Source organism: Roseburia sp., assembly GCF_041325975.1.
Taxonomy (GTDB): Bacteria; Bacillota; Clostridia; order Lachnospirales; family Lachnospiraceae; genus Roseburia; species Roseburia rectibacter.
Genome location: NZ_JBGLEJ010000004.1, coordinates 1,544,210 through 1,569,773 on the forward strand (window position 1 = coordinate 1,544,210; position 25,564 = coordinate 1,569,773).

Annotated in this window: 23 protein-coding genes, 1 tRNA gene and 1 other RNA gene; 18 read left to right on the forward strand and 7 right to left on the reverse strand. The window is 41.9% G+C overall.

Going from position 1 to position 25,564, the window contains the following annotated elements:
- Window positions 1–89 precede the first annotated feature (89 nt).
- The 7 genes from ACDD58_RS10765 to ACDD58_RS10795 all read left to right on the forward strand — a co-directional run bounded on the left by ACDD58_RS10765 (window position 90) and on the right by ACDD58_RS10795 (window position 7,668).
- Entirely contained in the window at window positions 90–509 is a 420-nt protein-coding gene (locus tag ACDD58_RS10765; RefSeq protein ID WP_370777394.1) for a serine/threonine protein phosphatase, read from the forward strand.
- A gap of 10 nt (window positions 510–519) precedes the next feature.
- Window positions 520–1,392: a 16S rRNA (adenine(1518)-N(6)/adenine(1519)-N(6))-dimethyltransferase RsmA gene (rsmA, locus tag ACDD58_RS10770; RefSeq protein WP_117920820.1), complete on the forward strand. Its 873-nt coding sequence runs from the start codon at window positions 520–522 to the stop codon at window positions 1,390–1,392.
- Between the two features lie 24 nt (window positions 1,393–1,416).
- The gene (locus ACDD58_RS10775; RefSeq protein ID WP_370777396.1) at window positions 1,417–2,010 is read left to right on the forward strand and encodes a hypothetical protein; all 594 of its coding nucleotides are present in this window, start codon (window positions 1,417–1,419) and stop codon (window positions 2,008–2,010) included.
- Between the two features lie 58 nt (window positions 2,011–2,068).
- Window positions 2,069–3,091 carry a SpoIID/LytB domain-containing protein gene (locus tag ACDD58_RS10780; RefSeq protein WP_370777398.1) on the forward strand — a complete coding sequence of 341 codons (1,023 nt, stop codon included), beginning with the start codon at window positions 2,069–2,071 and terminating at the stop codon, window positions 3,089–3,091.
- A gap of 83 nt (window positions 3,092–3,174) precedes the next feature.
- Entirely contained in the window at window positions 3,175–3,954 is a 780-nt protein-coding gene (locus ACDD58_RS10785) for a M23 family metallopeptidase (RefSeq protein WP_186899831.1), read from the forward strand.
- 134 nt (window positions 3,955–4,088) lie between these two features.
- Window positions 4,089–5,702: a GGDEF domain-containing protein gene (locus ACDD58_RS10790; protein WP_370777399.1), complete on the forward strand. Its 1,614-nt coding sequence runs from the start codon at window positions 4,089–4,091 to the stop codon at window positions 5,700–5,702.
- 373 nt (window positions 5,703–6,075) lie between these two features.
- Window positions 6,076–7,668, forward strand: coding sequence for a DEAD/DEAH box helicase (locus ACDD58_RS10795; RefSeq protein ID WP_117920815.1), 1,593 nt, complete (start codon window positions 6,076–6,078; stop codon window positions 7,666–7,668).
- A 138-nt stretch (window positions 7,669–7,806) separates the two neighbouring features.
- On the opposite strand, the gene ACDD58_RS10800 is transcribed toward ACDD58_RS10795, so the two are convergent.
- Window positions 7,807–9,156 (reverse strand): MATE family efflux transporter, encoded by a 1,350-nt coding sequence (locus ACDD58_RS10800; RefSeq protein WP_118209253.1) that lies wholly within the window; start codon window positions 9,154–9,156, stop codon window positions 7,807–7,809.
- Between the two features lie 235 nt (window positions 9,157–9,391).
- Here ACDD58_RS10800 and ACDD58_RS10805 point away from each other — a divergent pair, with 235 nt between their 5' ends.
- From ACDD58_RS10805 to ACDD58_RS10815, 3 genes are all read left to right on the forward strand, one after another.
- A complete protein-coding gene (locus ACDD58_RS10805) occupies window positions 9,392–10,084 on the forward strand; it encodes a response regulator transcription factor (RefSeq protein ID WP_370777401.1) in 693 nt (230 codons plus the stop codon).
- A gap of 3 nt (window positions 10,085–10,087) precedes the next feature.
- On the forward strand, window positions 10,088–12,655 hold the full coding sequence (locus ACDD58_RS10810) for a sensor histidine kinase (protein ID WP_370777403.1): 2,568 nt from the start codon (window positions 10,088–10,090) through the stop codon (window positions 12,653–12,655).
- Between the two features lie 311 nt (window positions 12,656–12,966).
- On the forward strand, window positions 12,967–13,389 hold the full coding sequence (locus tag ACDD58_RS10815; RefSeq protein WP_118209241.1) for an SseB family protein: 423 nt from the start codon (window positions 12,967–12,969) through the stop codon (window positions 13,387–13,389).
- A 126-nt stretch (window positions 13,390–13,515) separates the two neighbouring features.
- Here the strand turns inward: ACDD58_RS10815 and ACDD58_RS10820 are convergent, their stop codons facing one another.
- Both ACDD58_RS10820 and ACDD58_RS10825 read right to left on the reverse strand, forming a co-directional pair.
- Window positions 13,516–14,058: an NADH peroxidase gene (locus ACDD58_RS10820; RefSeq protein ID WP_006857073.1), complete on the reverse strand. Its 543-nt coding sequence runs from the start codon at window positions 14,056–14,058 to the stop codon at window positions 13,516–13,518.
- A 179-nt stretch (window positions 14,059–14,237) separates the two neighbouring features.
- Window positions 14,238–14,630 (reverse strand): transcriptional repressor, encoded by a 393-nt coding sequence (locus tag ACDD58_RS10825; protein ID WP_118209240.1) that lies wholly within the window; start codon window positions 14,628–14,630, stop codon window positions 14,238–14,240.
- Between the two features lie 135 nt (window positions 14,631–14,765).
- Here ACDD58_RS10825 and ACDD58_RS10830 point away from each other — a divergent pair, with 135 nt between their 5' ends.
- Window positions 14,766–15,860 (forward strand): DUF6128 domain-containing protein, encoded by a 1,095-nt coding sequence (locus ACDD58_RS10830; protein ID WP_370777406.1) that lies wholly within the window; start codon window positions 14,766–14,768, stop codon window positions 15,858–15,860.
- A gap of 17 nt (window positions 15,861–15,877) precedes the next feature.
- On the opposite strand, the gene ACDD58_RS10835 is transcribed toward ACDD58_RS10830, so the two are convergent.
- A complete protein-coding gene (locus ACDD58_RS10835) occupies window positions 15,878–16,456 on the reverse strand; it encodes a GNAT family N-acetyltransferase (RefSeq protein ID WP_370777408.1) in 579 nt (192 codons plus the stop codon).
- 85 nt (window positions 16,457–16,541) lie between these two features.
- Here ACDD58_RS10835 and tadA point away from each other — a divergent pair, with 85 nt between their 5' ends.
- From tadA to ACDD58_RS10860, 5 genes are all read left to right on the forward strand, one after another.
- Complete coding sequence (tadA, locus tag ACDD58_RS10840) at window positions 16,542–17,024, forward strand: tRNA adenosine(34) deaminase TadA (RefSeq protein ID WP_117920806.1); 483 nt, start codon at window positions 16,542–16,544, stop codon at window positions 17,022–17,024.
- Between the two features lie 33 nt (window positions 17,025–17,057).
- Window positions 17,058–17,320, forward strand: an RNA gene (gene ffs / locus ACDD58_RS10845) — signal recognition particle sRNA large type.
- Between the two features lie 72 nt (window positions 17,321–17,392).
- Window positions 17,393–17,851 (forward strand): hypothetical protein, encoded by a 459-nt coding sequence (locus ACDD58_RS10850; RefSeq protein ID WP_370777409.1) that lies wholly within the window; start codon window positions 17,393–17,395, stop codon window positions 17,849–17,851.
- Window positions 17,852–18,112: 261 nt separating this feature from the next.
- Window positions 18,113–19,096, forward strand: a complete 984-nt coding sequence (pta, locus tag ACDD58_RS10855; RefSeq protein ID WP_186899825.1) for a phosphate acetyltransferase — start codon at window positions 18,113–18,115, stop codon at window positions 19,094–19,096.
- A gap of 170 nt (window positions 19,097–19,266) precedes the next feature.
- On the forward strand, window positions 19,267–20,604 hold the full coding sequence (locus ACDD58_RS10860) for an MATE family efflux transporter (RefSeq protein WP_370777411.1): 1,338 nt from the start codon (window positions 19,267–19,269) through the stop codon (window positions 20,602–20,604).
- Between the two features lie 263 nt (window positions 20,605–20,867).
- Here the strand turns inward: ACDD58_RS10860 and ACDD58_RS10865 are convergent, their stop codons facing one another.
- Both ACDD58_RS10865 and ACDD58_RS10870 read right to left on the reverse strand, forming a co-directional pair.
- Entirely contained in the window at window positions 20,868–21,866 is a 999-nt protein-coding gene (locus tag ACDD58_RS10865) for an AAA family ATPase (protein ID WP_118209236.1), read from the reverse strand.
- Between the two features lie 15 nt (window positions 21,867–21,881).
- Complete coding sequence (locus ACDD58_RS10870) at window positions 21,882–23,324, reverse strand: sodium:proton antiporter (protein WP_117920801.1); 1,443 nt, start codon at window positions 23,322–23,324, stop codon at window positions 21,882–21,884.
- A 250-nt stretch (window positions 23,325–23,574) separates the two neighbouring features.
- Between ACDD58_RS10870 and ACDD58_RS10875 the strand changes: the two genes are divergently transcribed.
- Window positions 23,575–23,648 (forward strand) — tRNA-Pro (locus tag ACDD58_RS10875).
- Window positions 23,649–23,732: 84 nt separating this feature from the next.
- Here the strand turns inward: ACDD58_RS10875 and ACDD58_RS10880 are convergent.
- A complete protein-coding gene (locus tag ACDD58_RS10880; protein ID WP_370777413.1) occupies window positions 23,733–24,278 on the reverse strand; it encodes a Uma2 family endonuclease in 546 nt (181 codons plus the stop codon).
- 212 nt (window positions 24,279–24,490) lie between these two features.
- On the opposite strand from ACDD58_RS10880, the gene ACDD58_RS10885 reads away from it, so the two are divergent.
- Window positions 24,491–25,564 (forward strand): 6-phosphofructokinase, encoded by a 1,074-nt coding sequence (locus ACDD58_RS10885; protein WP_117920799.1) that lies wholly within the window; start codon window positions 24,491–24,493, stop codon window positions 25,562–25,564.

A 25,564-nucleotide genomic window follows, 5' to 3' on the forward strand; every position in this document is an offset into this window, starting at 1 on the left:
AGTCTGTTTATTGTATACAATATTTTATACGCAGAAATGGAGAATAGTGTGAAAAATAAGAATTTTCACACGCAGGAATGGAGAATAACATGGATAACGATATTTTTTCACAGTTCCCGGACAGGGAAACATTTGACAAATACTGGAATGAGAATTATGTTCCTGTTACATACGAGGATGTGGCAGTGGTATTTCGCGATTTTGTAAAATCTGCAGAGGGACATATTTATCTTTCTGATTATGAGGAGAAAGGATGTATTTCCAAGGAAGATTTCAAGGATAATCTTTCCCAGGAGGCGCAGTTTGCTTTTCAGGATGGACTGACGGAAGTATTTTATGATAAAAATCCGGAGCTTTATGAAACGGCATTTGCGCTTTTTGAGGAAGCACAGATGACAGGTCAGGGAGATGCAAGTGTGGCACAGACTTTTCATGAGACATTTAACGGGTTGTATGCAGAGTTTTTAGATACGCTGTTTGAGGAAATGTTAAGTAACCGGGAGGATTGAGAGGAGTTTTATGGCTACATTAGGGATTCCGCAGAATACGATTGCGGTTTTGCAGAAATATCATTTTAATTTTCAGAAAAAATTCGGGCAGAACTTTCTGATCGATCCGCATGTGTTAGAGAAGATCGTTGAGGCCGCGGGAGTGACAAAAGAAGATTTTGTCCTTGAGATCGGTCCGGGTATCGGTACGATGACGCAGTATCTGTGTGAAAATGCCAGAGAAGTGGTTGCGGTAGAAATCGATACCAATCTGATCCCGATCTTAGAGGATACACTGAGTGCTTATGATAATGTGACGGTGATCAATCAGGATATTTTAAAACTGGATATCGCAAAACTTGCGATGGAAAGAAATGATGGAAAACCGATCAAGGTTGTGGCAAATCTTCCATATTATATTACAACGCCGATCATCATGGGACTTTTTGAGAGCCATGTGCCGATCGACAGTATTACGGTTATGGTGCAGAAAGAAGTTGCAGACCGTATGCAGGTAGGACCGGGAACAAAAGATTACGGTGCATTGTCTTTGGCTGTGCAGTTTTATGCAAAACCGGAGATTGTTGCGAATGTTCCTCCAAACTGTTTTATGCCAAGACCAAATGTCGGCAGTGCGGTGATCCGTCTGACCAGACACGAAGAAGTACCGGTGCAGGTGGATGATGAAAAACTGATGTTTAGCATTATCCGCGCATCTTTCAATCAGAGAAGAAAAACACTTGCAAATGGATTGTCAAATGCGCCTCAGGTACATCTTTCCAAGGAAGAGATACAGCAGTGCATCGCAGAGCTTGGTGAACCGCTTACGATCCGGGGGGAGGCACTTACATTAGAGCAGTTTGCTACACTTTCCAATATCATTGGAAGCAGACAGAAAAAATAAAATAGCATCAAAAAGGAGAAGGTTATGGACGAAAATCAGAACATGAACAATGGACAGCAGACTTATGGGAACCAGCAGTATAACAATGGACAGCAGACCTATGGGGACCAGCAGTATAACAATGGACAGCAGATGTATGGAAATCCGCAGTACAACCAGAATACCTGGGCACCGCAGGAACAGCATGGACCGGTTTCAGATATTTTCTGTTATCTGTTACTGATCATAATGCCATTGCGGGAGATCATCAGCATGGTTTCTGCCTCATCCATATTTCAGTCGATGACATATGAAAGCATTATGGATGGCAGCTATATGAATGTGATGTACAGTGGAAATTATGTTATATTTTCCCTGCTCAGTTATGCATTGCTTGCAGCATTTATTATTTTTGTGGTAATCGATATCGTAAAGATCAATAAGCAGAATTACAAAATACTTGGACTGATCTTGTTTGCAATCTTTTTAAAACCGGGATATTATGTGTGGCGTGCACATCTTCTGAAACGAAAAATGGCATTTCCGATCGTGTACACAGTACTGTATTCTTTACTCATCATAGCTGAGATCGGATTTTCCATGATGCAGGCATTTGGTCTTGTAATGAATATGATGTAAAAAATCTGAATGAGAAGTCTCTCTGTTTCATATATTAAATGGACAGGGAGATTTTTTTATGGGAAGACGAAGAAAAAAACGTACAAATTCCTGGTTTACAGGAATCTGTCTGATACTGTTATTGCCGGTTTTTATCACGACACTGATGCAGAGAATGCGGTTGGAAAATCTTATATATGGAAAAGATGGAGTGCAGGAAGTCTTTACTACAGCCGATAGTGAAAAAAATATGGAGGGAGAAATCCGGCAGCATCTGGAAAACAGGAAGAGTCTATTAGCGGAACAGACAGAGACGACAGACGATGGCAGGAAAGAAGAGGATGACGCAGTTGAGATAAAGATTTTACAGATTGTGGCACAGGAAATTGGTGTCGATAAGCCGCCGGAAACAATAAAGGCACAGTGTGTGATCGCCAGAACGAATCTGTATGATGCAATGCAAGCAGGTACAAAGGAGCCGGAGAAAATGACACCGGAGCGCCAGCAGGAATTATGGGGAGAAAATTATGATAAAAATTATCAAAAACTAAAATCCTGCGTGGAGGCAACGGCGGGGGAGGTGCTTTTATATGATGGAACTTACATATATGCAGCGTATCACGCAATTAGCAGCGGACGGACACGCAACATGTCAGAACTATATGAAGATGCAGACATGCCATATCTGGTTATGTCAGAATGTCATGCAGATACCACTGCGGAAGGTTATCTTTCTGTGTTTTATTATGAAAAAGAGGAGTTTCTGGAGAAATGCCGGGCAGCGTATCCTGATGCAGAACTGACAGAACCGGGACAGATTGAGATCAAAAGCCGTGATGCAGCAGAATATGTGACAAAAATCAATGTTGCCGGAGAGACATATGATGGAGAACAGTTCCGTCATGCTTTAGAGCTTCCATCGGCGTGTTTTTCAATCACAGAAATGGATGGTCATGTACGTATCGTGGCAAAGGGAATGGGGCACGGATTTGGCTTAAGTCAGAATACAGCAGAAGAACTCGCAAAAGAAGGGTATGACTACCGGGAGATACTTGAATATTTTTATAAAGGAGCCGTGATCGGGCAGGCTGGGAATTTATAGACAGGAAATAAAAAACAATCGTATAAACCATCCGGAATGTGGCAACACTATGGTTAAAAATAAATAATGGATGGTGAGAAATAATGAAAAAGAAAGGTTTTTTTGGGTACAGACAATATGTAATTGCAGGATTGCTGATCGCTTTAGCAGCGGTTGGAACGACCGCCCTATACAGCAGCAGACAGGAAGAAGAACGGGAGCAGATGGAAGAAGAACTTGCGAGAGAAATGCAGAAGCAGTCAGATGACATTGCAGCGCAGGAAGATTCGGAGCAGTCTGCAGAAGCATCCGCTCTGGTTCCACCCAGACAGTCTTATGATGAGATGGAGAATGAATTAGACGACCCTGCAGTGACAGCAGAAATCGCAGAGGAAGATGATACAGCAGAAACAGAAGAATCAGAAGAGACGGAGCAGCAGACCGTTCAGACCGCAAATACGGCACAGTCACTTCATTTTTCCGAGGAACTGCTCTGGCCGATGGAAGGTAATGTCGTCATTAATTACAGTATGGATTCCACAGTTTATTTTCCGACACTGGATCAGTATAAGTATAATCCGGCAGTGATCATCGCAGGAGAAGTCAACGATAAAGTCTATGCCGTTGCAAAAGGGCAGATCAAGAGTATTAAAAATGATGAGGTAACAGGCTGTACGGTTACAGTTGATCTGGGTGATGGTTATGAGGCAGTTTACGGTCAGTTAAAAGAACTGAATTTTGCAGAGGGAGATTATGTGGAGGCTGGACATGTATTAGGTTATATCGGTGAGCCGACAAAATACTTTACCGTAGAGGGAAGCAATCTGTATTTTGAGCTTGATAAAGATGGAATACCGGTTGATCCGATCGCATATTTTGAATAAAAGAATCAAATAAAACAAAAAGCATTCTTCCTTGAATAAGACACAGTTCTATTTTATAATAAAAGATAGTATTCTTTTTATGGGAGAAAATCTTAGAAAAAATGTCTGGTGTGGAATGAGAGGAGGCAGTGCACATGGAATATGACGGATATGATGAAGTTGTCCGTGCATGGATACAGGGAGTGTACGACAGCCGGGGAAACGATGCGAAACGGACATTGAAGTTTTGTTATGATATCGAACAGTATGCATTGAAAAAAAACGATGCAAAATTGCTTGGATTTGCATACTACTACAGTGCAGAGACCTATTATCTGTTAAATGAAAGTGAAAAGTTCTTTTTCTGCATTACCAAAGGCGTATCTTATCTGAATGAATCCAATCAGTGGAAGCTAGTGGCGCGTGCATATAATCTGATGGCAATTACAGCGATCAATCGGGGAAATGAGCCAATTGCGCTTGATTATTATCTGACCGGATTAAATTTCTGCACAAAATATCAGTTAAAAGAAGAGGAAACCATGATAGATATTAATCTTGGAAATTTATATCTATCATGTGGACAATATTTAGAAGCACAGAGATATTTTGAACATTGCGGACAGCATGTAAAAAAATATGTGAATGATGACAGAAACAATCGTCTGATCACCTGTGTTTATATTGGCATGGGAACAGGTTTTTTGTTCCGTGACATGCCGGATCGGGCAGCACATTATGTGGAGCTTATTTCTGACGAGTGCGCAGGTCGGATTGATGGCATAGAACTCCTTAGTTTTCGCTGTTTTAAGGCACGTGTATGTCATGCGACTGGAAAGGCAGAGGCACGTGATGAATGTATCCGGTTAATCTGTGAGGAGATCAATACAGATATTCCGATCATGGATATTTTCGGAGATCTTTATGAAATCAGCCAGCTGCTGCTTGATATAGGAAATGATGATGCTTTTTTGCGGGTTATGGGAATCTTAGAGCCATTGACGTGGCAGTCAAAGATTGTTAATCTGCAGAGACAGATCATTTCCTTAAAGATCAAGTTTTACCGTATGCATAAAAATAATGATGCATATTTAGAGGCAGCAGGGCAGTATTATGAGTTGTCTGAGGTCATGGAAAAAGAAAAGCAGGCGATGATCGCAAATATGCTTGATGTCCGTGAATCTTTAGAGCGTGCAAATAAAAAAAGACGCGAGATCGAAGAAGCAAATATCAGACTTCAGGAAAAATCAGAAACGGATGCACTGACACGTTTAGCAAACAGATTCCGTCTGAATGATTATTTAGACAACGCATTTGAACGGGCACAGTCGGATCAGACAGCACTTGCGATGGAGATTTTGGATATTGATTATTTTAAGCAGTATAATGATAATTACGGACATCAGGCAGGGGATGAGTGCATTAAGCGGATTGCCGGACAGCTTGAGATGATGCAGAATGACAGGATTTTCTGTGCAAGGTATGGTGGGGATGAGTTTATTATCCTTTACCAGAACATGACAGAAGAAGAAGTCAGACATGCGGCAGAAGGGTTGAGACAGAGGATTATGGATCTTGCGATCCGGCATGCATATTCGCAGGCAATGTCTATTGTGACGATCTCCCAGGGAATCTGTTATGATATTCCGAAAGATGATACAAAAAGCTGGGACTTTTTACATGCGGCGGATGCAATGCTTTATCATGTTAAGAAAAAATCCAGAAATGATCTTGCAATGGGATATTTAGCGGATGCAAGCGATAAATAAAACAGGAAACATTTCTGAAAATGCGGCATAGAATATAACAGATACAAACAAAAATCCGCAATCGAGTTTTTCACACGGAAAACCGGAAGTAAAAATTGATGCAGTAGAATGGATAAGATACAGGATTGTCGATTGCTTTTAAATAGGAAGTAATACCCGGACCAGAGGCTTTGTGACAGATTCTGCCAGATGTCGTGGTTTGGGGTACATAATTCCCGAAAATCCGCGGTTGTAATGAACGTTGAACCGGGGAATTTCTTGACAAAAGTACGGGCACCGTGTTATCATTCAGACTGTTGCGCTTATGGGGGCTGTTGATCAGCCCCTTGTTTTACGCGCGCCTATGGCGCACGTTTCTATAGAAAGGAAATATATGGAAACAGTTAGATTCGACCAGTTAGATTTATATCCGCAGGTATTGCGTGCAATAGCAGAAATGGGATTTGAAGAGGCAACACCGATACAGAGTCAGGCAATTCCAGTTGTGATGTCCGGTGTGGACGTCATTGGACAGGCACAGACAGGAACCGGAAAGACGGCATCATTTGGAATCCCGGTACTGCATAAAGTAGATCCGAATAATAAAAAAACACAGGTTATCATCTTATCACCTACAAGAGAACTTGCAATTCAGGTGGCAGATGAGATCCGTAAACTTGCAAAATATATGCATGGAGTGAAAATCCTTCCGGTATACGGCGGACAGGAGATCAGCCGTCAGATCAAAGCGTTGAAGGGTGGAGCACAGATTATTATCGGTACACCGGGACGTGTCATGGATCATCTGCGAAGAAAAACGATCCGCTGTGAGGCAGTGAATACGATCGTACTTGACGAAGCGGATGAAATGTTAAATATGGGATTCCGTGAAGACATTGAAACAATTTTGGAGTATATTCCGGAGGAAGGCAGACAGACAGTATTATTTTCTGCTACCATGCCAAAGCCAATCTTGGATATTACCAAAAAATATCAGCATGACGCGGTGACGATCAAAGTAGTAAAAAAAGAGCTGACCGTTCCAAATATCGAGCAGTATTATTATGACGTAAAGAGAAAAGACAAGATCGAAGTTTTAACCAGACTCCTTGATTATTATAATCCGAAACTTTCCCTCGTGTTCTGTAATACAAAACGTATGGTGGATGAACTTACCGAGGAATTGCAGGGACGCGGATATTTTGCTGAGGGACTGCACGGAGATATGAAGCAGACACAGCGAGATCGTGTAATGCGCGGTTTCCGTACCGGAAAGACAGAAATACTGATCGCTACTGATGTTGCAGCGAGAGGCATCGATGTAGATGATGTGGAAGCGGTATTTAATTATGATATTCCGCAGGATGATGAATATTATGTACACCGTATCGGAAGAACAGGACGTGCCGGAAGAACAGGACGTGCATTTACTTTCGTCAAAGGAAAAGAAGTATACAAATTAAAAGATATCATGCGTTACTGCAAGACCAAGATCGTTGCAATGCCGATCCCGTCCACGGATGATGTGGCACAGATCAAGGCTGAGAAGGTCATGGAAGAAATCGGAAGAATTATCGACGAGGAAAATTTGAAAGATACGATCGATATCATCGAAAAGCAGATCAATGAATCCGATTATACCGCAATGGATATTGCAGCGGCATTTTTAAAACAGGCACTTGGTCAGATCAATCTTGACAATGACAGAGATGATTCTTTTGACTTTGATAATACCGGAGCGGAAGAGGGCATGGTGCGTCTGTTTATCAATATTGGTAAAAAAGACCGCGTAAAACCAGGCGATATCTTAGGTGCTGTTGCAGGTGAGTCCGGCATGCCGGGTAAACTTGTCGGAGCGATCGATATGTATGATAAATATACATTCGTGGAAGTGCCGAGAGAATATGGCAAAGAAGTTTTAGAAGCTATGAAAAATGCAAAGATCAAAGGCCGTTCCGTTAATATGGAGCCGGCAAACCAGAAATAAAAAGTTTAAGTCCATGAGTGAAAATATTTCCGGTCAAAAAAATCCCGTGGGAAATGATTTTATAAATCAGTTTCCCACGGGATTTTTTTGGTTATAGGATTGTGAACCACTTTTTTACACCCGAAACTTCGTAGAAGATTACTGCCCAATTTTACTTACGATCGTGCGGTTGATCTTTACTAAGAAGAAGGCAGTTGCACACACAGATACCAGCTCGGCGATCGGAAATGCCCACCATACCAGATTGACATTGCCGGACTGTGCTAACAGGTATGCTGCCGGGAGCAGGATCACTAACTGTCTTGCAATGGATATGCACATACTGTAGACTGCTTTTCCAAGTGCCTGAAAAATACTGCTGCAGGAAATTCCAAAACCGGCAAGCAGGAAACTTAAACTGATGATACGCAGCGCAGGGACACCGATGGAGAGCATTGTGTCGGAAGCCTGAAACATGGAGAGAAGCTGCTTTGGAAAGAGCTGGAATAAAAGCAGGCCGACTGCCATGATGCTGACTGCATAAGCGACACAGTGTTTTAAAGTTTTTGTGACACGCTCTTTGTTTCCGGCACCGTAGTTGTATGCCATAACCGGGATGACACCGTTGTTTAAACCAAAAGCCGGCATAAATACGAAGCTCTGCAGTTTAAAGTAAACGCCGAACACCGCGGTTGCAGTGGAGGAAAACGCGATCAGGATACGGTTCATACCGTAGTTCATCACGGAACCGATCGCCTGCATTACAATAGAAGGAACACCGATCACATAAATCTGTCCGATAATATTTTTGTCCGGGCGGAAATGGTGCAGGTCAATCTGTACTTCCTTATTTTTTGTGTGGTTTAAAACAACTGCCAAAATACCGGCAATCATCTGTCCGATGACGGTTGCAGCAGCAGCACCGGAAATGCCCATTTTCGGGAGACCAAACAGACCAAAGATGAGAACCGGATCGAGAGCGATATTGATGATCGCACCGACACCCTGTGTATACATGGTATAAATGGTTTTTCCGGTTGCCTGCAGCATACGCTCAAACATAAGCTGTGTAAAGATTCCAAAAGAAAGACAACAGCAGATCGTCAGATATTGTTTTCCGTAAACAATGATTTCTTCAATATCTGTCTGGCTGCGGAAAAACGGCTCTGCGAAAAACAGACCGATGATTAAAAAGAGCAGATAGCTGACAACAATTAAAAATACAGCGTTTTCTGCGATCTTATTCACTTTTTCTGTATCCTTTTCTCCTAAGGAGCGGGCTAAAAGTGCATTGACACCGACGGCGGTTCCGACACCGACAGCGATCATAAGGTTCTGGATCGGGAAAGCCATAGATACGGCAGTCAGTGCATTTTCACTGATCATGGCAACAAAAATACTGTCAACAATATTGTAGAGTGCCTGCACAAGCATGGAGATCATGATCGGCAGGGACATTGAGATAATAAGTTTGTCAATCGGCATGACGCCCATTTTATTTTCTTCCATATAAAAGCTCCTTTGTAAAAATTTCCATAATTTACTCCCGGAAAATTAAAAACTTCCGGGAGCACTACTTTCCTATATTAGCATTCCTTCTATCTGAATACAAGGTACAACTTCATCAAATCTTAATGTTTTGACTGATTGGAAATTCATAATTATTCCGTTACAATAAGAGCATGATCATAAAGAGACAGGTTTATGTAAAAATCTATCAGAAACCTGCGGAAAAGGGGACAACATGTACAGTATACTGGTGTGCGATGATGAAAAAGATATTGTTTCGGCATTAAAAATCTATCTGATGGCAGATGGCTATCAGGTATTTGAGGCATATAACGGAAAAGAAGTGCTTGAGGTGTTAAAGTCGCATGACATCCATCTGGTACTGATGGATATCATGATGCCTGAGATGGATGGAATCTCTGCCATGGTAAAAATCCGGGAAATAAGCAATGTTCCGGTGATCTTACTGACGGCAAAAAGTGAAGATACAGACAAAGTTTTAGGACTCACGGTCGGAGCGGATGATTATATCACAAAACCATTTAATCCGGTGGAAGTTCAGGCACGTGTGAAATCACAGCTCAGACGCTATATGCAGCTTGGAGGCGGAGCAGTCAAAAAAGATGTTCTCTCAATTGGCGGGATCGAACTTGACGACCGCAGCAAAGAGGTGTCGCTTGATGGCGAAAAAATCTCGCTGACGCGCACGGAATACGATATTTTAAAACTTCTGATGGAGCATCCCGGAGAGGTGTTTTCCCCGAATCAGATTTACGAGCAGGTATGGCAGGACAATCCATACGGAACAGAGAATACCGTAGCAGTACATATCAGACATCTGCGGGAAAAAGTAGAATATAATCCGGCAGAGCCGCGGTATCTGAAAGTTGTGTGGGGACGTGGTTATAAAATGGAAGGACAGGTGTAAAAAGTGAAAAAGTGGAAAGGTTCGATCATGGCAAAGATCATTGCCTGGATCGTGCTGAGTGCAAGTGCACTTTGTTTTATATTTGGTGCGGCAGGCTCAGTTTTTATGATAGAGGAAGGTGTTTATAACAATTCAAAAGATGATATAAGAAAGCAGTGGTTTGAACAGGTATCCTTTCAATATGGGTTGTCTGCAATCGATGATCTAAGGAGAGAGCGGACAGAAGGTATGGATACAAGTCCGTATTTTAAATATGGAATTATCAAGGCAGAGAGCTTGGACGGAATCGACTTAAACGATGAGAAATCGTATGCAGTCCGCAATTTTTCCGATAAGATAAGCATAGATGATGTATATACGAACAGTGTGGAGCTGTCGGATGAGGATCAGATCGTTTATACAAATGGAAATTTCCTGACCGGCGGCGGTGTGGAACTCATGTATTCCGGGGATGATTCATATGTCAGCATTTATGCGGACCGGATCTGTTATGATGAAGCGAAAGGCATTTTTGTATATCTGGCAGGAAATGAGTATTACCCGGTGCAGCAGATCGAGGTGGAATCAGAAAAATCCGGCAATCTGATTTTTACTTATGATGCAGAGAAAAAAATGTACCGGAATGAGCAGACACAGACAACAGACAGCGGGTTTATGACAGATGGGACAGGAGAGTATGATATAGCAGAATCTACAGAATCCTTCATCACGGATGTGGCAGGTGAGTATGTTTCTGCAGAGTCAACGGAAGAAACAATTACGGATGTAAAGGAAAACGAAAAAGTTGCAGCAGAATCCACAGAAGAACCGATTAAAATGGATGTGCTGGATCAGGAATATATCACATTTGATATGCTTGATGGCACACAGTGGGATGTGAAAAACTGGGATTATCTGCTGTTAGACGGTGTTCGTGGGATATCCATGGATGAGATTGACCGGGTAGATTCCTCTGAAAAAAACGCGGAAAATGCAGATATTTCTTATACAACATATGATGATTATTATCTGGATGGTAATTATACACTCTGGGTAAATATGGGGCAGAAGACACCGAAAATCACTTATCAGTTGATCGTACTTCTTCCGCAAAATGTGGGAATAGACAAGAACAGCACAGACTGGTATGTACAGGCAAATACCCTGCTGGATTTTGTATACAGCATGCGCTATACAGCGCTGGTTGTGATGTTTTTCAGTTTTATCATCGGAGTTGCAGCGTTTGTATTTCTGATGTGCGCAGCGGGACACCGTAAGGGGACAGACAAGATTGTTACGACCGTCTGGGATCACATGTGGTTTGATGTTTTTGCAGTACTTATTGTGCTGGCAGAGGTATTTATATTTTACGTGGCATTTATGTTTCTGGCAAATATAGATATTATGTATCTGCCATTTATCCTGTTTGTGACTGCGATTGCAAGTCTTTGTATGGGATGGCTGCTGTTACTGTTTTTATTGAGTTTTGCAGTGCGGGTAAAACTTGGAAAATGGTGGAGACATACTCTGTGTTACCAGATCTGCAGCAAAATCAGAAAATTTTTTCATATGATATGGGAAAATATCGGATTTTTATGGAAAGTGATTTTAGTCATGCTGGTGCTTGCGTTTCTTGAAGGAATTGCAGTGCTCATGTTTTTGAATACAGGCATTGCTTTCTTTCTCTGGCTGGTGGAAAAACTGATTTTATATCCACTCATTCTGTGGTACTGCGTACAGTTAAATCAATTAAAAACCGGAACGGAAAAAATTGCAGGCGGCGAGCCGGGCTATCAGATCGGTACAAAGCATATGACCGGTATATTTAAGGAACAGGGAGAGCAGATCAATCACATCAGTGATGGCATGACGCATGCGATCGAGGAGAGGATGAAGAGTGAACGGTTTAAGACAGAACTGATCACAAATGTTTCCCACGATATCAAGACACCGCTGACATCTATCATCAATTACGTTGATCTGTTGGAAAAAGAAGATCTGCACAACGAGACAGCGCAGGAATATTTAGAGGTATTAGACCGTCAGTCGGGACGTTTAAAGAAATTGATCGAGGATCTGATCGAGGCATCAAAGGCATCTACCGGAAACCTTCCGGTACATTTGGAAAAGTTGGAAGCCGGAATATTTATGACGCAGACCGTCGGGGAATTTGAGGAAAAGACAAAAGCTGCAGGACTTGATCTTGTGATCGAAAAGCCGGATACACCAGTCTATATTATGGCAGACAGCAGACATTTCTGGCGTGTTATCGATAATCTGATGAATAATATCTGCAAATATGCCCAGAACGGAACGCGTGTCTACATCAACCTTGAGGTAAAAGAGGCACAGGTGTCCATCACCTTCCGCAATACTTCAAAATACCCGCTCAATATCAGCAGCGAAGAACTGATGGAGCGTTTTGTGAGAGGCGATGAATCCAGAAATACGGAAGGAAGCGGACTTGGACTTTCCATTGCAAACAGTCTGATGGATCTTATGGGTGGCACATTCCGTCTGTATGTGGATGGAGATCTGTTTAAGGTTGTGCTCGGATTTGCCGAGGCAAAAGAGAAAAAAGATGAAAACTAATTACCAGAAAGCATGGATGTCCGGAGGGCACCATGCTTTTTGTCTTAAACTTTGTTATTTGACGTTAGCATTTGTAGATTTTGCTGTTAAAATCAGATTGTGAAAAGGAATACCGGAGGGTATAATATAAAGTAAGAATTTATTGAATTAGTGGAAAAATACTGTATGGAACAATTTGAATAAAAAATTACACGGAGATCAGTGTGAAAAATAACATTTTTCACACGCAAGATTTGTGCTTACGCACAAACTTGATATGCAAATAAAAACGTTGTTTTTATTAAAAAGACAGCGCAAGAATGGAGATTTTTATGGACAACAATAAAATTGATGAAGGATTACAGGGAAACGAAAAAATAGAGACTGCGATTGCAGCATTACAGCAGGAACCAAGCGAGGAGATGTTAGCACATACCCTGACTGTAATACGCAGGCGCATGAAAGAAGGCGGTCAGTTTATCATAGCGGTAGAACCGCCAAAGGGCGATGATCAGATGCAGGTGCAGGCAATACAGACACCAGACGGCAATCGCTGGTGGGCGGCATTTACCAGTTTCGAGGAAGAATTAAAGGGCAGCGGCAGTGTGATGTCCACATTTTTGACGGGGATGGAGCAGGCATTTCGCACCGTTCTCATGGCAGAAGAGGTTAATGGGATCATTGTAAATCCGTGGAATCGGACGATTATGTTAGATAAGAATCTGATACGGATCATACTTGGGGAACAGGAATAGTTTTATTATTTAATTGCAACAGCATTTATGCAGAAAATTTTGAATGATAGTTAATGGCTTACGAAAAAAGAGGAACAGGTGTTTTGTACCTGTTCCTCTTAAAATGCTTATTTTTGCGTTCGCCAATTAGCCAAAGTATCTATTTAATAATCCTTCGAACGCTTTACCATGACGAGCCTCGTCACGAGCCATCTCATGAACGGTATCATGGATTGCATCAAGGTTTGCAGCTTTTGCACGTTTTGCAAGATCAGTTTTTCCTGCTGTTGCGCCGTTCTCAGCGTCAACTCTCATCTGAAGGTTCTTCTTGGTGCTGTCTGTTACAACTTCACCGAGCAGCTCTGCAAACTTAGCAGCGTGTTCTGCTTCTTCCCATGCAGCTTTTTCATAGTAGGAACCAACTTCCGGATAACCTTCACGGTAAGCAACACGAGCCATTGCAAGATACATACCAACTTCAGAGCACTCGCCCTCGAAGTTTGCTCTTAAATCAGATACGATATCTTCGCTTACGCCTTTTGCAACGCCTACAACGTGCTCAGCAGCCCATACTTTTTCACCTTCCTGTAATTTGAACTTCTCAGCTGGAGCTTTACATACCGGGCAGATCTCCGGAGCTGCATCGCCTTCATAAACATAACCACATACTGTACATACATACTTTGCCATAATCTTAATCTCCTTTTTGAAAAATATTATTTGTTTACTGTAATAGATTTCCCCGCTTATTTGAAATCTATTATTGTGTGCTTAAATTAATATCAGTAACTATTACTGATTTTAAATGAAAAACTTCTTTTTGTCAAGACTATTTTTACGTCATTTTTGAAGTTTTTGAGGGAAAACAATCAGGAAGTCTGTATTTTGCCTTTGCAGGAAGGGCATTTTCCATAAAAATATGTTACATGTCCTTCAATCTCGCCGTTAAAGTCCTGTGCGGCAAGAACATTGATATGATCCAGTCCTGTTACATTAAGATCCAGAACGCTTCCACATTCTTTACAGATAAAATGGTAATGTGGTTTTGGATTACCGTCAAAACGATCAGGTCCGATTCCTGTAGACAGCTTCTGGATCTCACCGATATCTGCAAGCAATGAGAGATTGCGGTATACCGTGCCAAGGCTGATATTCGGAAATTCTTCCTTGATATTCATATAGACGGTCTCTGCGGTAGGGTGGTCATAACGCGAGATTAAAAACTTCTTGATGGATTCCCGCTGCTTACTTCGTTTCAGCATTTTACCATCCTTTCTTAATAATAGTAATTGTTACTAAAATTATCATATGATAATTAATAAAAAAAGTCAACAGTATATTTGACATAGAACAGAAAAATCAGCATATAAATAGAAAAAAAGTAACAGAGAGTGCCTATGGCGGGAATGAAACGGTTTATTACATATATATATGCCTATGAAAATACAAAAAAAGCAGGAAATACAGGATTTGCCCGAATCGAGCTGCGTGGAGAAGAATGCAGATTAGAAATCCATCTGCGGGGTGTCTATGCGGCACAGACTCATTGTAAGATTTATTTGTTCCGTAAACAGGGCAGTGGGATAGAAGGAAGCCTGATTGGAGAAATGGATGTCCGTAATGGTGCAGGGGATTTTAACGTAATTATGAAAACAGCACATATACCGACATCATTGCTTAGCTTTTTTGAGATGGAAGGAATTTTTTTGTGCAGTGAAGATGGACGTATTTTTATGAGCCGATGGACAGAGGGAGAGCCACTTGCTGTGGATATGGAACACTTCATAGTGTGGAAGGCAGAGCAGACGGAAGAAAATATATATGCAGAAGAAAGTCTGCATGTAGAAGAAAATATGTATGCAGAAGAAAATATGCATGCAAAAGAAAATATGCATGTAAAAGAAAATATGCATGCAAGAGAAAACATACGTGCAGAAAAAAAACAACATGTAGAAAAAAATCTGTATGAAACAGAAAATATCATATCAGAAACAGAAAATAAACCAGAAGCAGGCAAAACGCCTGTGCAGGACAATATGAAAAAACAACAGGAAAATAAAATTCAGACCGCCCAATTTGACAGGGAATCTGACAATGAACTCAGAGCAACCGAACTTCCAGCCCGTAATTTCTTCCCACAGTACCAGTGGAAGGATATCTGGGAACAGTTTTTAAAAAGTCATCCGGCAAGCATGCCTTTTTCAGAAAAGAATATTACCTGCATTAAAATTGAATTAAAGGATATCAGAGAGCTTCCGAGGAAATACTGGTATCTTGGAAATAATAGTTTTTTGCTGCATGGATTTTTTAATTACAGATATCTTGTGCTTGGAAAAATAGAAGAAGATAACGAAGATAAATGGTTTCTCGGAGTGCCTGGAATTTATCAGAATCAGGAGCGTGTTATGGCGATCATCTTTGGGTTTCCGGAATTTATGCCGGAGCAGGTGGAAAACCGGTTTGGCTGCTGGTATCGTTTTATAGAGGAATAATTATAAGTAAATAATCCTTAGCTTTCATCAGATGGGTTGAGGTATGCGTAGCGCAGATGGTCTTCCCAGCGGTTCTGAATGAGAAAGCAGCCGCGTTCTACACCTTCGTATTGGAAACCAATTGATTCTAAAAGATATATGGATGCTTTATTTTCCGGCATAACGCGAGCAAACACGCGGTGAAGATGGAGATCATAAAAGGCAAGACGCATAGCACCTTTGACAGCTTCTGTGGCATACCCCATGTGACGAAATGCTGCGTCAAATTTATAGCCAATTTCTGTACAGGAATATGCGGCAAAGCGGATGTCATGAAGGCATACGGTTCCGATGATCGTAAGAGGATCTTCTTTCCGGAAAACATAGAAACGGATGCACTGCTGTTTCAGGGCGAGATCCCATTCACATTTCAAAACAGCCTGCTGGTAGGATGCAGTATAAAAATTATCCGGTCTAGCCGGTTCATAGGCTTCAAAACTTTCGCGGTTGCGGTTCTGGAAATTTAAGACTGCATTGGCGTAGTTTGGAGTCAGGACTTTTAGGAGCAGGCGCTCTGTCTCAAATTCATATTTTAAAGAAGCGTTTTTTCGCTGCATGCAAGGTGCTCCCTTCTCGACAAAAATGAAAAAGTGCGGTAAAATACTGCATATTATATAGTATAACATTTTGGGGAAACTGTCCATGAATCAGGATGAAAAATACATGAAAGCAGCGATCCGGCAGGCAAGGAAAGCATACGCCTTAGATGAAGTACCGATCGGCTGCGTGATCGTGCAGGATGATAAGATCATTGCACGCGGGTATAACAGAAGAAATACAGAAGGCAATACGTTAGCACATGCGGAACTGACTGCCATACGTAAGGCAAGCAGGAAAACGGGAGACTGGCGGTTAGAGGACTGTACGATGTATGTGACGTTAGAGCCGTGCCAGATGTGTGCAGGGGCGATCGTTCAGAGCCGGATGAAAAAAGTGGTGATCGGAAGCATGAATCCGAAGGCGGGATGTGCCGGTTCGGTGCTAAATCTGCTTCAGATGCAGCAGTTCAACCATCAGGTCGAGATTGAAAAAGGAGTGTTAGGAGAAGAGTGTTCGGAAATGCTTTCCACATTTTTCAAGGAACTTCGCCAGAAAAAGAAGTCCAAAGAGCTGTATCTGTCTTGACAATACAGGGCAAAATAGGCTATACTTAAATCTCCGAGCAGCCGGGGTGGTAGCGGTACCCTGAACCAGCAATCCGCTATAGCTGGGGTGATGCCGAACGGAGGGTTGTCAGATTGTGGAGCTGCCCTTCATAAGTGGCGTTGAAGTTTGGGTCTTACGCAACAGGAATCTGTGAACCGGGTCAGGTCAGGAATGGAGCAGCCCTAAGCAGAAGCTCTTGTGTGCCGTAAGGGTGCCTGGGCCGAGTTAACTGTGGAGGTAACGTCTGTGGTCTGGATTCGATGGGAGGCGCTCGGTTTTAATTTATGACAATCGGAATGTTCGCAGAGCGTGCATTGGATTGATTTTGATAGTTGAAAGGAATAACAGTGGATAAACTCAGAAAAGGACTGTATCAGGTAAGTGAAGGTTTAGAACTCATCATAGCATTAGTTGCCGTGATCGGTGTGGTCATTGCAACACTTAATCTTTTTCCGGAACTCTTATTATACTGGCAGAACCGGACGGACGCGGAAGCGTTTCTTATCTTTCTTGATGCCGTTTTTGATGTGGTGATCGGGTTGGAGTTTATCAAGATGCTCTGCAAACCGAGTTCCCAGAATATCATGGAAGTGTTGATCTTTTTGATCGCGCGCCATATGATCGTGCAGAAAACATCAGCACTGGAAGATCTGCTTTCGGTTGTCAGCATTGGAATATTATTTTTCTTCCGCAGATTCATGCTTGCAACAAAACCGGATAAAGAGCAGCATGTGCCGGAACTTTTTGGGGCAATCCGAAATGCAGGAAATAAAAAGGAGAGAGAATCCACAGACAGTGAAGAGTAAACGGGTTTTCATGTGATAAATAAAAGGTACCGCAGGTCATAATCTGATCTGCGGTACCTTTTTGTATGAAGAAAAATACAATTTACGTTAATTTTTTCACAAAGATACTGACAGTATATCAAAATTGAGAGAATATGTCAAATAAAACTGCATTTATTTGAATACAAATATTGAATTTCAAAAAAACTGCTATATAATGAAAACATGACACGCGCTGGTAGAGAGCGCCAATTACATTATATAAAAAGTGAGGAAATAATCATGTTTGGATTTGGACAACTGATCGACATCTTAAAAAAAGATCCTAAGAAAATCGTATTTACAGAAGGCGATGATCCTCGTATTTTAGAAGCTGCTTCCCGTCTGTTAGCAGGAACATTCCTTCATCCGATCTTAATCGGTAGCCCGGAGAAAATCGCTGTAGAGGCTGAGGAGAGCGGTTTTAATATCCGTGGAGCAGAGATCATTGATCCGGCTAACTACGACAGAATGGATGAGATGATTTCTTTATTCTGCGAACTTCGTAAGAGTAAAGGTGTGACACCGGAGCAGGCAAAAGGTATCCTTTCTCAGGCAAACTACTTCGGAACAATGCTTGTAAAAATGGGCGTTGCTGATGCACTTCTTGGTGGAGCTACTTATTCAACAGCAGATACTGTACGTCCGGCATTACAGCTGATCAAAACAAAACCGGGCAATACAATCGTATCTTCCTGCTTTATCATGGTTCGTCCTGCAGCTACCGGTGAGAACGAAGTTCTTGCAATGGGTGACTGTGCGATCAATATTCATCCGACAGAGGATGAGTTAGTTGAGATCGCAGGTGAGACAGCACAGTGTGCGAAGATTTTCGGTGTTGATCCTAAGGTTGCATTCTTAAGCTACTCTACACTCGGTTCCGGTAAAGGTGAGGATGTAGACAAAATGCGCAACGCAGCAAGCAAAGCAAAAGCAAAATACCCGGATCTTCCAATTGAAGGAGAACTTCAGTTCGACGCAGCAGTTTCTCCGCGTGTAGCACGTACCAAATGCCCGGGTAATCCGGTTGCAGGTCATGCAAACACATTTATCTTCCCGGATATCAATGCAGGAAATATCGGATACAAGATTGCACAGCGTCTTGGTAACTTCGAGGCTTATGGACCGATCTTACTTGGATTAAATGCTCCGATCAACGATTTGTCCCGTGGATGTAATGCAGCAGAAGTTTATTCTATGGCTATCATTACAGCAGCACTTGCATAAGATAATGTGTAAGAAACTGTTGGCATGAATCAATCCAGTGCATAACAGTATATTTTAAATAAAATATCAGTATGACGAGAGAGTAACGTGGCATGGCGTAAGCTGTGCCACGTTTTGCATGGGGATAAATTTTAAAATAAGATTTTTATATGCAGGAAATGAGGAGAAATATGGAGCAGCCGCTTTTTACAAGAGAAGATTTAAAAAAATTGATCATACCACTGATCATTGAACAGATGCTGGCACTCAGCATTGGTCTGTTTGATACTTTAATGGTGTCATCCTGCGGGGAAGCTGCGGTTTCGGGCGTATCGCTTGTAGACAGTATCAGTGTGCTGTTGATCCAGATATTGTCGGCGCTTGCGACCGGTGGAGCTGTTGTGTGCAGCCAGTATCTCGGTAAAAAAATGCCGGAGAAGGCAAAACTTTCGGCGGGTCAGTTGATGTTTATCATGCTCACATCATCTGGTACTGTGATGATACTGGTACTGTTTCTGCACCGTTTTTTATTGCGTGCAATTTTCGGACAGATTGAAGCAGATGTTATGGACGCAGCTCAGATTTATTTTCTGATCTCTGCGATATCTTATCCGTTCCTCGGCGTGTATAATGCAGGAGCAGCACTGTTTCGAAGCATAGGGAATAGTAAGATCAGCATGTATACAAGCCTTGTTATGAACGTGATCAATATCGGAGGCAATGCGATTTTGATCTATGGGTTTGGAATCGGTGTGACAGGTGCGGCGCTTGCGACACTGATCGCACGAATGGTATCTGCACTTGTTATGGTAGTGTTGTTGTCGAAAAAAGATAATCCGCTCTGCATCACGACACCGGGATGTATACGTCCAAAGAAAGACGTGATCGGGAAAATTCTTAAGATCGGTATTCCAAGTGGTATTGAAAATGGAATGTTTCAGATCGGCAAACTTTTAGTATCAAGCCTGACTGCAACATTTGGAACGGCTGCGATCGCAGCAAATGCCGTAGCAAACAGCATCGCAGGCTTTGCAAATATTCCGGGAATTGCCATCGGGCTTGCAATGGTCACAGTAATCGGACGATGTATCGGTGCAGGGGAAAAAGAACAGGCAAAACGGTACAGTAAAAAACTGCTGGGACTTGCATATGGCGGCATGTGTCTGACGGACATTACGTTATTGATCCTGGTTCGGCCATTGGTTGGCTGTTTTTCTCTTTCCGGGGAGGCATTTACGATTACAGTGCAGCTTCTGCGGACATTTTCCATTTGTGCCATGCTGATCTGGCCATTAAGTTTTGCATTGCCGAATGTCCTGCGTGCTGCGGGAGATGCAAAATATACCATGGAGGTCAGCGTATTTTCCATGTGGGTATTCCGAGTTGCAAGCAGTTATTTCTTTGCGGGTACGTTAAAAATGGGAGTTCTTGGTGTATGGATCGGAATGTATGTGGACTGGGTGTTCCGTTCACTCCTGTTTGTAATACGGTATAAGCGGGGAAAATGGCTCAATAAACGTGTTGTATGAGAAGTTATAGATTGAAAAACCTAGATATACAGGCAAATAAAAATTATGCGACAATATATAAAATAAAAATGAAAATTTAGATAATAAGTGGATAACTCTGTGGATAATGTGGATAAGAGTGTATAATAGTGGAAAACAGTAAATTTGTTGCACAATTATAAGTTATATGTAAAATAAAAGAAAAATATACATAAAAATATAAAAAAGAGACATATCGCAGTCACCTTAATTGGTTTTTGCAATATGTCTCTTGTTTTTAGGTATTATTTTTCAGGATGTCTGTCGATCATACGCTCAATCAGTTCTACGGATTCTTCGATACCGTAGCATGCACTGTTGATACAAAGATCATAGTTTACGGCATCGCCCCATTTACGTCCGGTATAAAAATGATAGTACTGCTCATGTCCTTTATCAATCTTTTTCAAACGGCGAACGGCTTCCCTGAGTGGAAGATTGTTTACCTCCATCATACGGTGCACACGCTGTTCAAACGGAGCGGTGATGAAGATACTGATGTGTGGGATGCGGTTGTTTGTCAGAATCACATCTGCACAGCGTCCCATTACGATAAAGTCTTCTTTTTTTGCCATTTCCACGATCAGATCACTCTGATTGAAAAATACTGCATCTTTTTTTGGCAGACCGTGATAACGGCTGAAATCTTTTAAGAAACGCTTGGCGTTGGTATCGTGTTTAGCTACTTTATCAAGTTTGGCTGTAAAACTGTCGCGGTCTGTAACGGAATCTTTTTCTGCCTCTAAACGCTCTAATACGCGGTTGAAAATCTCAACATCATAGTAGTTGATCTTTAATGCATCTGCAAGTGCAAAACCGATATCAGTACCGGCACTTCCGTGTGTTCTTCCGATACAGATGATCAGATGATCGTCTTTGGAAAATTTCTGGTGCAGGTTGGATGTATTTAAGGAAGCAAGATTCTGGTCAAGGATATCGACCGAACCAAAACTTGCAGGCAGTTCTGCAATCTGGTGTAAAATCTCATTGTATTCATGCATCATACGGCTGCGGTCCTCTTTATTGCGGATCGTACGTGCCATATTACCGATTAAAGCAATCTCACTGCGGAGCAGGTGTCCCTGCGGGTGTGTGGAGATCAGGGTTGTCAGGTTACGAATGCTTGTTTCTTTGTCGCCGGTAAAAGTGCGTCCAAGGGAAGAACCTATCAGACGGTAAACTTCACTGTCGAGATCATAAATGCGGGTAGCAAGTGCCCGTGATGTTTCGATATTATTTTCCATTGTGAAATCCCCCCTTTATAAAAAGAATACCAGAGTGTCAATGATAAACACCGGAACTAAAAATACGATTGACCATAATAAGTATCCGAAGAACGATGGCATGCGCACACCGTTCTCGTCAGAGATGGATTTTACCATAAAGTTTGGTGCATTTCCGATATAAGTGTTTGCACCCATAAATACGGCACCACAGGAGATCGCAGTGAGCATCTTGACCGGAATTGTTCCGACTGTAGTTGCAATGCCCTGCGTAAAACCAAGTGTACCTGCGGTTGTCAGGAATACCAGATAGGTCGGTGTGTTATCAAGGAAACTGGAAAGTGCACCGGTTGCCCAGAACATTTCAAATGGTTTGGAAAGACCAAGCTCCGGTCCCATGGATTTAAGAAGCATCAGCGCCGGCTGCATGGTAATAAAAATACCGATGAAGAGAACGGCAACTTCTTTGATCGCACCCCAGGTAAAGTGGTTGCTGGTACGGATCTGCGGGTCTGTTGTTTTAAAGGAAAGTAAAGCGGCAAGCAGGATGATGGCAACCTCAATAATAGAAGGAAAACCAAGAGTTACTTCACGGAATATACGGATACCACGTACATTTCCGGCTGCATCCTGAAATGCGGCAAGGTTTGGAAGTGTTCCGCTTAAAATAACGGCAGCAACGATCATAACCAGGAAGATGATGTTGTGCAGACCATCGATTTTTAAAGTAGTACCGGCTTTGCTGATATCCGGTTTTCTGCCGTTTGCGATATCTTTGCGGTAATTGTGACGGTCTAAGAGATAAAATACAGTCAGTAAAATTACCATATTAAAGATTAAAGTCAGGAACAGATGCATGCTCCAGAAGAACGGAACACCACGCATAAATCCCATTAAAAGTGGCGGATCACCGATTGGGGTTAAGCATCCTCCCATATTCGAGATCAGGAAAATGAAGAATACCATAATGTGACTCTTGTGCTGACGCCAGGAGTTCATCTTGATCATCGGACGTACCATTAACATACTGGCACCCGTTGTACCGATACAGCTGGAGAGTAAGGTACCGATTGCAAGGAAGATTACGTTGACACGCGGGGAACCTGCGAGATCGCCTTCTAAAGTGATGTTACCGGCAACACAGAACAGACCAAATAACAGGACGATAAAAGTCAGGTAATCGTTTAAAATACACTCAAGTACTGTTTCGACCGCATCGCCGGCACTATAGGTCACTGCAAATGGAATAATAAATAACAGGGACCAAGCAGCTACGGCAAGCGGCTGGTTTTTCTCCCACCATTCCGGTTTTACAAGCGGAAGTACTGCGATACAGAGTAACAGACCGGCAAATGGGATACAAAGCCATACCGGAACGGTTGCAGTACTGCTTTCGCCGGATTCTGCTGCGAGAATCGTTAGCGGTGTGAAAAGCAGCATAGTTGCGATGCTTCCACAAAGAGCAAGTAACTTTTTCATAAAATCAGCCTCCAAATTCTATGATATATAAATTCATATCATTATTTGTTGATTGCAAAAAAATGTCAATAGATAGTCTTTTTGCAAGGTTAAATCTTAACACAATCTGAATTTTTTTTCTACCAGAAAATAAAAAAAGCGTAAAAACAATAAAAAAAATACAAAATTCATTTCAAACTTTAAAAAAACATGTAAATATGGTATACTGAATCTCTGACGGCTTCATATATTAATATAGGATCGTTATTTGCGGGGTATGGCGTAGTTTGGTAGCGCGCACGGCTGGGGGCCGTGAGGTCGCAGGTTCAAATCCTGTTACCCCGATGAAATAAAACAGCCGGAAAGTCGAGATTTTGCAGTAAAATCAAGGCTTTCCGGCTATTGTTTTGCTTTAAGCAGAATGCTTTCTTATTTCAGCAATTCTGTAATATTAATTGTCAGATCATCATAAATACATACCTGTATATCATCGTCAAAATTGTACTGGTCACTTAATTCCTCTTTTTCCAAATCAAACACGTTTACTGTTTTGGTGAGCGGATTTACAATCCAGTATTCACGGACTCCGGCAGAACGGTATTTGAATAATTTTATTCCAAAATCGAGGCGCTTCGTGCTGGGAGATGCAATCTCAATGATCCAGTCCGGTGCACCGTTACACCCACGGTCGTCAAGTTTTGATTTGTCACAAATAACGCTGATATCCGGTTCAACGTAAGTTTTATCGTCCTGATTCAGAAAAACGGCAAATGGTGCCGGATAGACTTTGCAGGAACCATTATTTTTTTTGATATAATCACGAATTTCTGCTGATAAATTCATCACAAGTTCCTGATGCAGTCTGTTTGGAGGTGCCATATCATAAATAACACCATCGATCAGCTCTGCGCGTTTCCCTTCTGGAAGGGAATAGATATATTTGGTTGTAAAAGTGTTTTCTTTTGATAATGGCATGGCGTGTACCTCCTTTTCGGCAGATTCTTATACATCCATAATACAATTTAATTTTAGTATAGTCAAAAAATATATTTTTAGATATTTGATTTTGCCAGAAATATTGCAAAATATCTGTGAAAAGGGTAATATTTTAAATAGAGCGAAAGACACAGAGTCTGCACATGTAAAAATTGTGCAATGCAAATATGGGTATACAGGAGGAAACGCAGATGAAGAGAATCGGTATGTTGACAAGCGGTGGGGATTGCCAGGCATTAAATGCAGCAATGCGTGGTGTGGTAAAAGGATTGAGTGAAAACGTAGATGAGCTGGAGATTTACGGTTTCTTAAATGGTTATAAAGGATTGATCTACGGAGATTACAGATTACTGACATCAGCGGATTTCTCAGGAATCCTTACCAAAGGAGGAACGATCCTCGGATCTTCGAGACAGCCGTTTAAACAGATGCGCGTTCCGGATGCAAATGGATTAGACAAAGTAGAAGCTATGAAATCTACCTATTATAAATTAAGACTTGACTGTCTGGTTATCTTAGGCGGTAATGGGACAGAGAAAACAGCGAATCTGCTCCGCGAGGAAGGTTTAAACGTGATTCATCTTCCGAAGACTATTGATAACGATATTTATGGAACAGATGTTACATTCGGATTTCAGAGTGCGATCAATATTGCAACAGATGCGATCGACTGTATCCACACAACAGCAGCTTCACATAACCGTGTATTTATCGTGGAAGTTATGGGACATAAAGTTGGCTGGCTGACTCTTTATGCAGGGGTTGCCGGTGGTGCAGATATCATTTTGCTGCCGGAGATCCCATATGATATTGAAAAAGTGATTGCAGCGATCAATAAGCGTACCAAGGCAGGAAAAGGATTTACTATCCTTGCAGTTGCAGAGGGAGCAATTTCCAAGGAGGACGCGGCATTATCCAAGAAAGAATACAAAGAGAAAGTGGCAAAACGCAAATATCCGTCCGTTTCCTATGAGATTGCAGACCAGATTTTTAAGGAAACAGGAGTGGAAGTACGTGTGACTGTTCCGGGACATACACAAAGGGGTGGAAGTCCATGCCCTTATGACCGTGTACTCTGCACCAGACTTGGTTCCGCAGCAGCACAGGCTATTATGGATGAGGATTACGGCAATATGATCGCCATGATCAATGGAAAGACAAAGCGCGTGCCATTAGGTGAAGTGGCAGGCAAATTAAAAACAGTAGATCCGGATTGCCAGATGATCAAAGAGGCAAAACGGATCGGAATCAGTTTCGGGGATTAA

Bases quoted from the DNA above. Each gene is read 5' to 3' on its own strand.
- ACDD58_RS10765 (WP_370777394.1), top strand. From the start codon at position 90: ATGGATAACGATATTTTTTCACAGTTCCCGGACAGGGAAACATTTGAC.
- rsmA (WP_117920820.1), top strand. From the start codon at position 520: ATGGCTACATTAGGGATTCCGCAGAATACGATTGCGGTTTTGCAGAAA.
- ACDD58_RS10775 (WP_370777396.1), top strand. From the start codon at position 1,417: ATGGACGAAAATCAGAACATGAACAATGGACAGCAGACTTATGGGAAC.
- ACDD58_RS10780 (WP_370777398.1), top strand. From the start codon at position 2,069: ATGGGAAGACGAAGAAAAAAACGTACAAATTCCTGGTTTACAGGAATC.
- ACDD58_RS10785 (WP_186899831.1), top strand. From the start codon at position 3,175: ATGAAAAAGAAAGGTTTTTTTGGGTACAGACAATATGTAATTGCAGGA.
- ACDD58_RS10790 (WP_370777399.1), top strand. From the start codon at position 4,089: ATGGAATATGACGGATATGATGAAGTTGTCCGTGCATGGATACAGGGA.
- ACDD58_RS10795 (WP_117920815.1), top strand. From the start codon at position 6,076: ATGGAAACAGTTAGATTCGACCAGTTAGATTTATATCCGCAGGTATTG.
- ACDD58_RS10800 (WP_118209253.1), bottom strand. From the start codon at position 9,156: ATGGAAGAAAATAAAATGGGCGTCATGCCGATTGACAAACTTATTATC.
- ACDD58_RS10805 (WP_370777401.1), top strand. From the start codon at position 9,392: ATGTACAGTATACTGGTGTGCGATGATGAAAAAGATATTGTTTCGGCA.
- ACDD58_RS10815 (WP_118209241.1), top strand. From the start codon at position 12,967: ATGGACAACAATAAAATTGATGAAGGATTACAGGGAAACGAAAAAATA.
- ACDD58_RS10820 (WP_006857073.1), bottom strand. From the start codon at position 14,058: ATGGCAAAGTATGTATGTACAGTATGTGGTTATGTTTATGAAGGCGAT.
- ACDD58_RS10825 (WP_118209240.1), bottom strand. From the start codon at position 14,630: ATGCTGAAACGAAGTAAGCAGCGGGAATCCATCAAGAAGTTTTTAATC.
- ACDD58_RS10830 (WP_370777406.1), top strand. From the start codon at position 14,766: ATGGCGGGAATGAAACGGTTTATTACATATATATATGCCTATGAAAAT.
- ACDD58_RS10835 (WP_370777408.1), bottom strand. From the start codon at position 16,456: ATGCAGCGAAAAAACGCTTCTTTAAAATATGAATTTGAGACAGAGCGC.
- tadA (WP_117920806.1), top strand. From the start codon at position 16,542: ATGAATCAGGATGAAAAATACATGAAAGCAGCGATCCGGCAGGCAAGG.
- pta (WP_186899825.1), top strand. From the start codon at position 18,113: ATGTTTGGATTTGGACAACTGATCGACATCTTAAAAAAAGATCCTAAG.
- ACDD58_RS10860 (WP_370777411.1), top strand. From the start codon at position 19,267: ATGGAGCAGCCGCTTTTTACAAGAGAAGATTTAAAAAAATTGATCATA.
- ACDD58_RS10865 (WP_118209236.1), bottom strand. From the start codon at position 21,866: ATGGAAAATAATATCGAAACATCACGGGCACTTGCTACCCGCATTTAT.
- ACDD58_RS10870 (WP_117920801.1), bottom strand. From the start codon at position 23,324: ATGAAAAAGTTACTTGCTCTTTGTGGAAGCATCGCAACTATGCTGCTT.
- ACDD58_RS10880 (WP_370777413.1), bottom strand. From the start codon at position 24,278: ATGCCATTATCAAAAGAAAACACTTTTACAACCAAATATATCTATTCC.
- ACDD58_RS10885 (WP_117920799.1), top strand. From the start codon at position 24,491: ATGAAGAGAATCGGTATGTTGACAAGCGGTGGGGATTGCCAGGCATTA.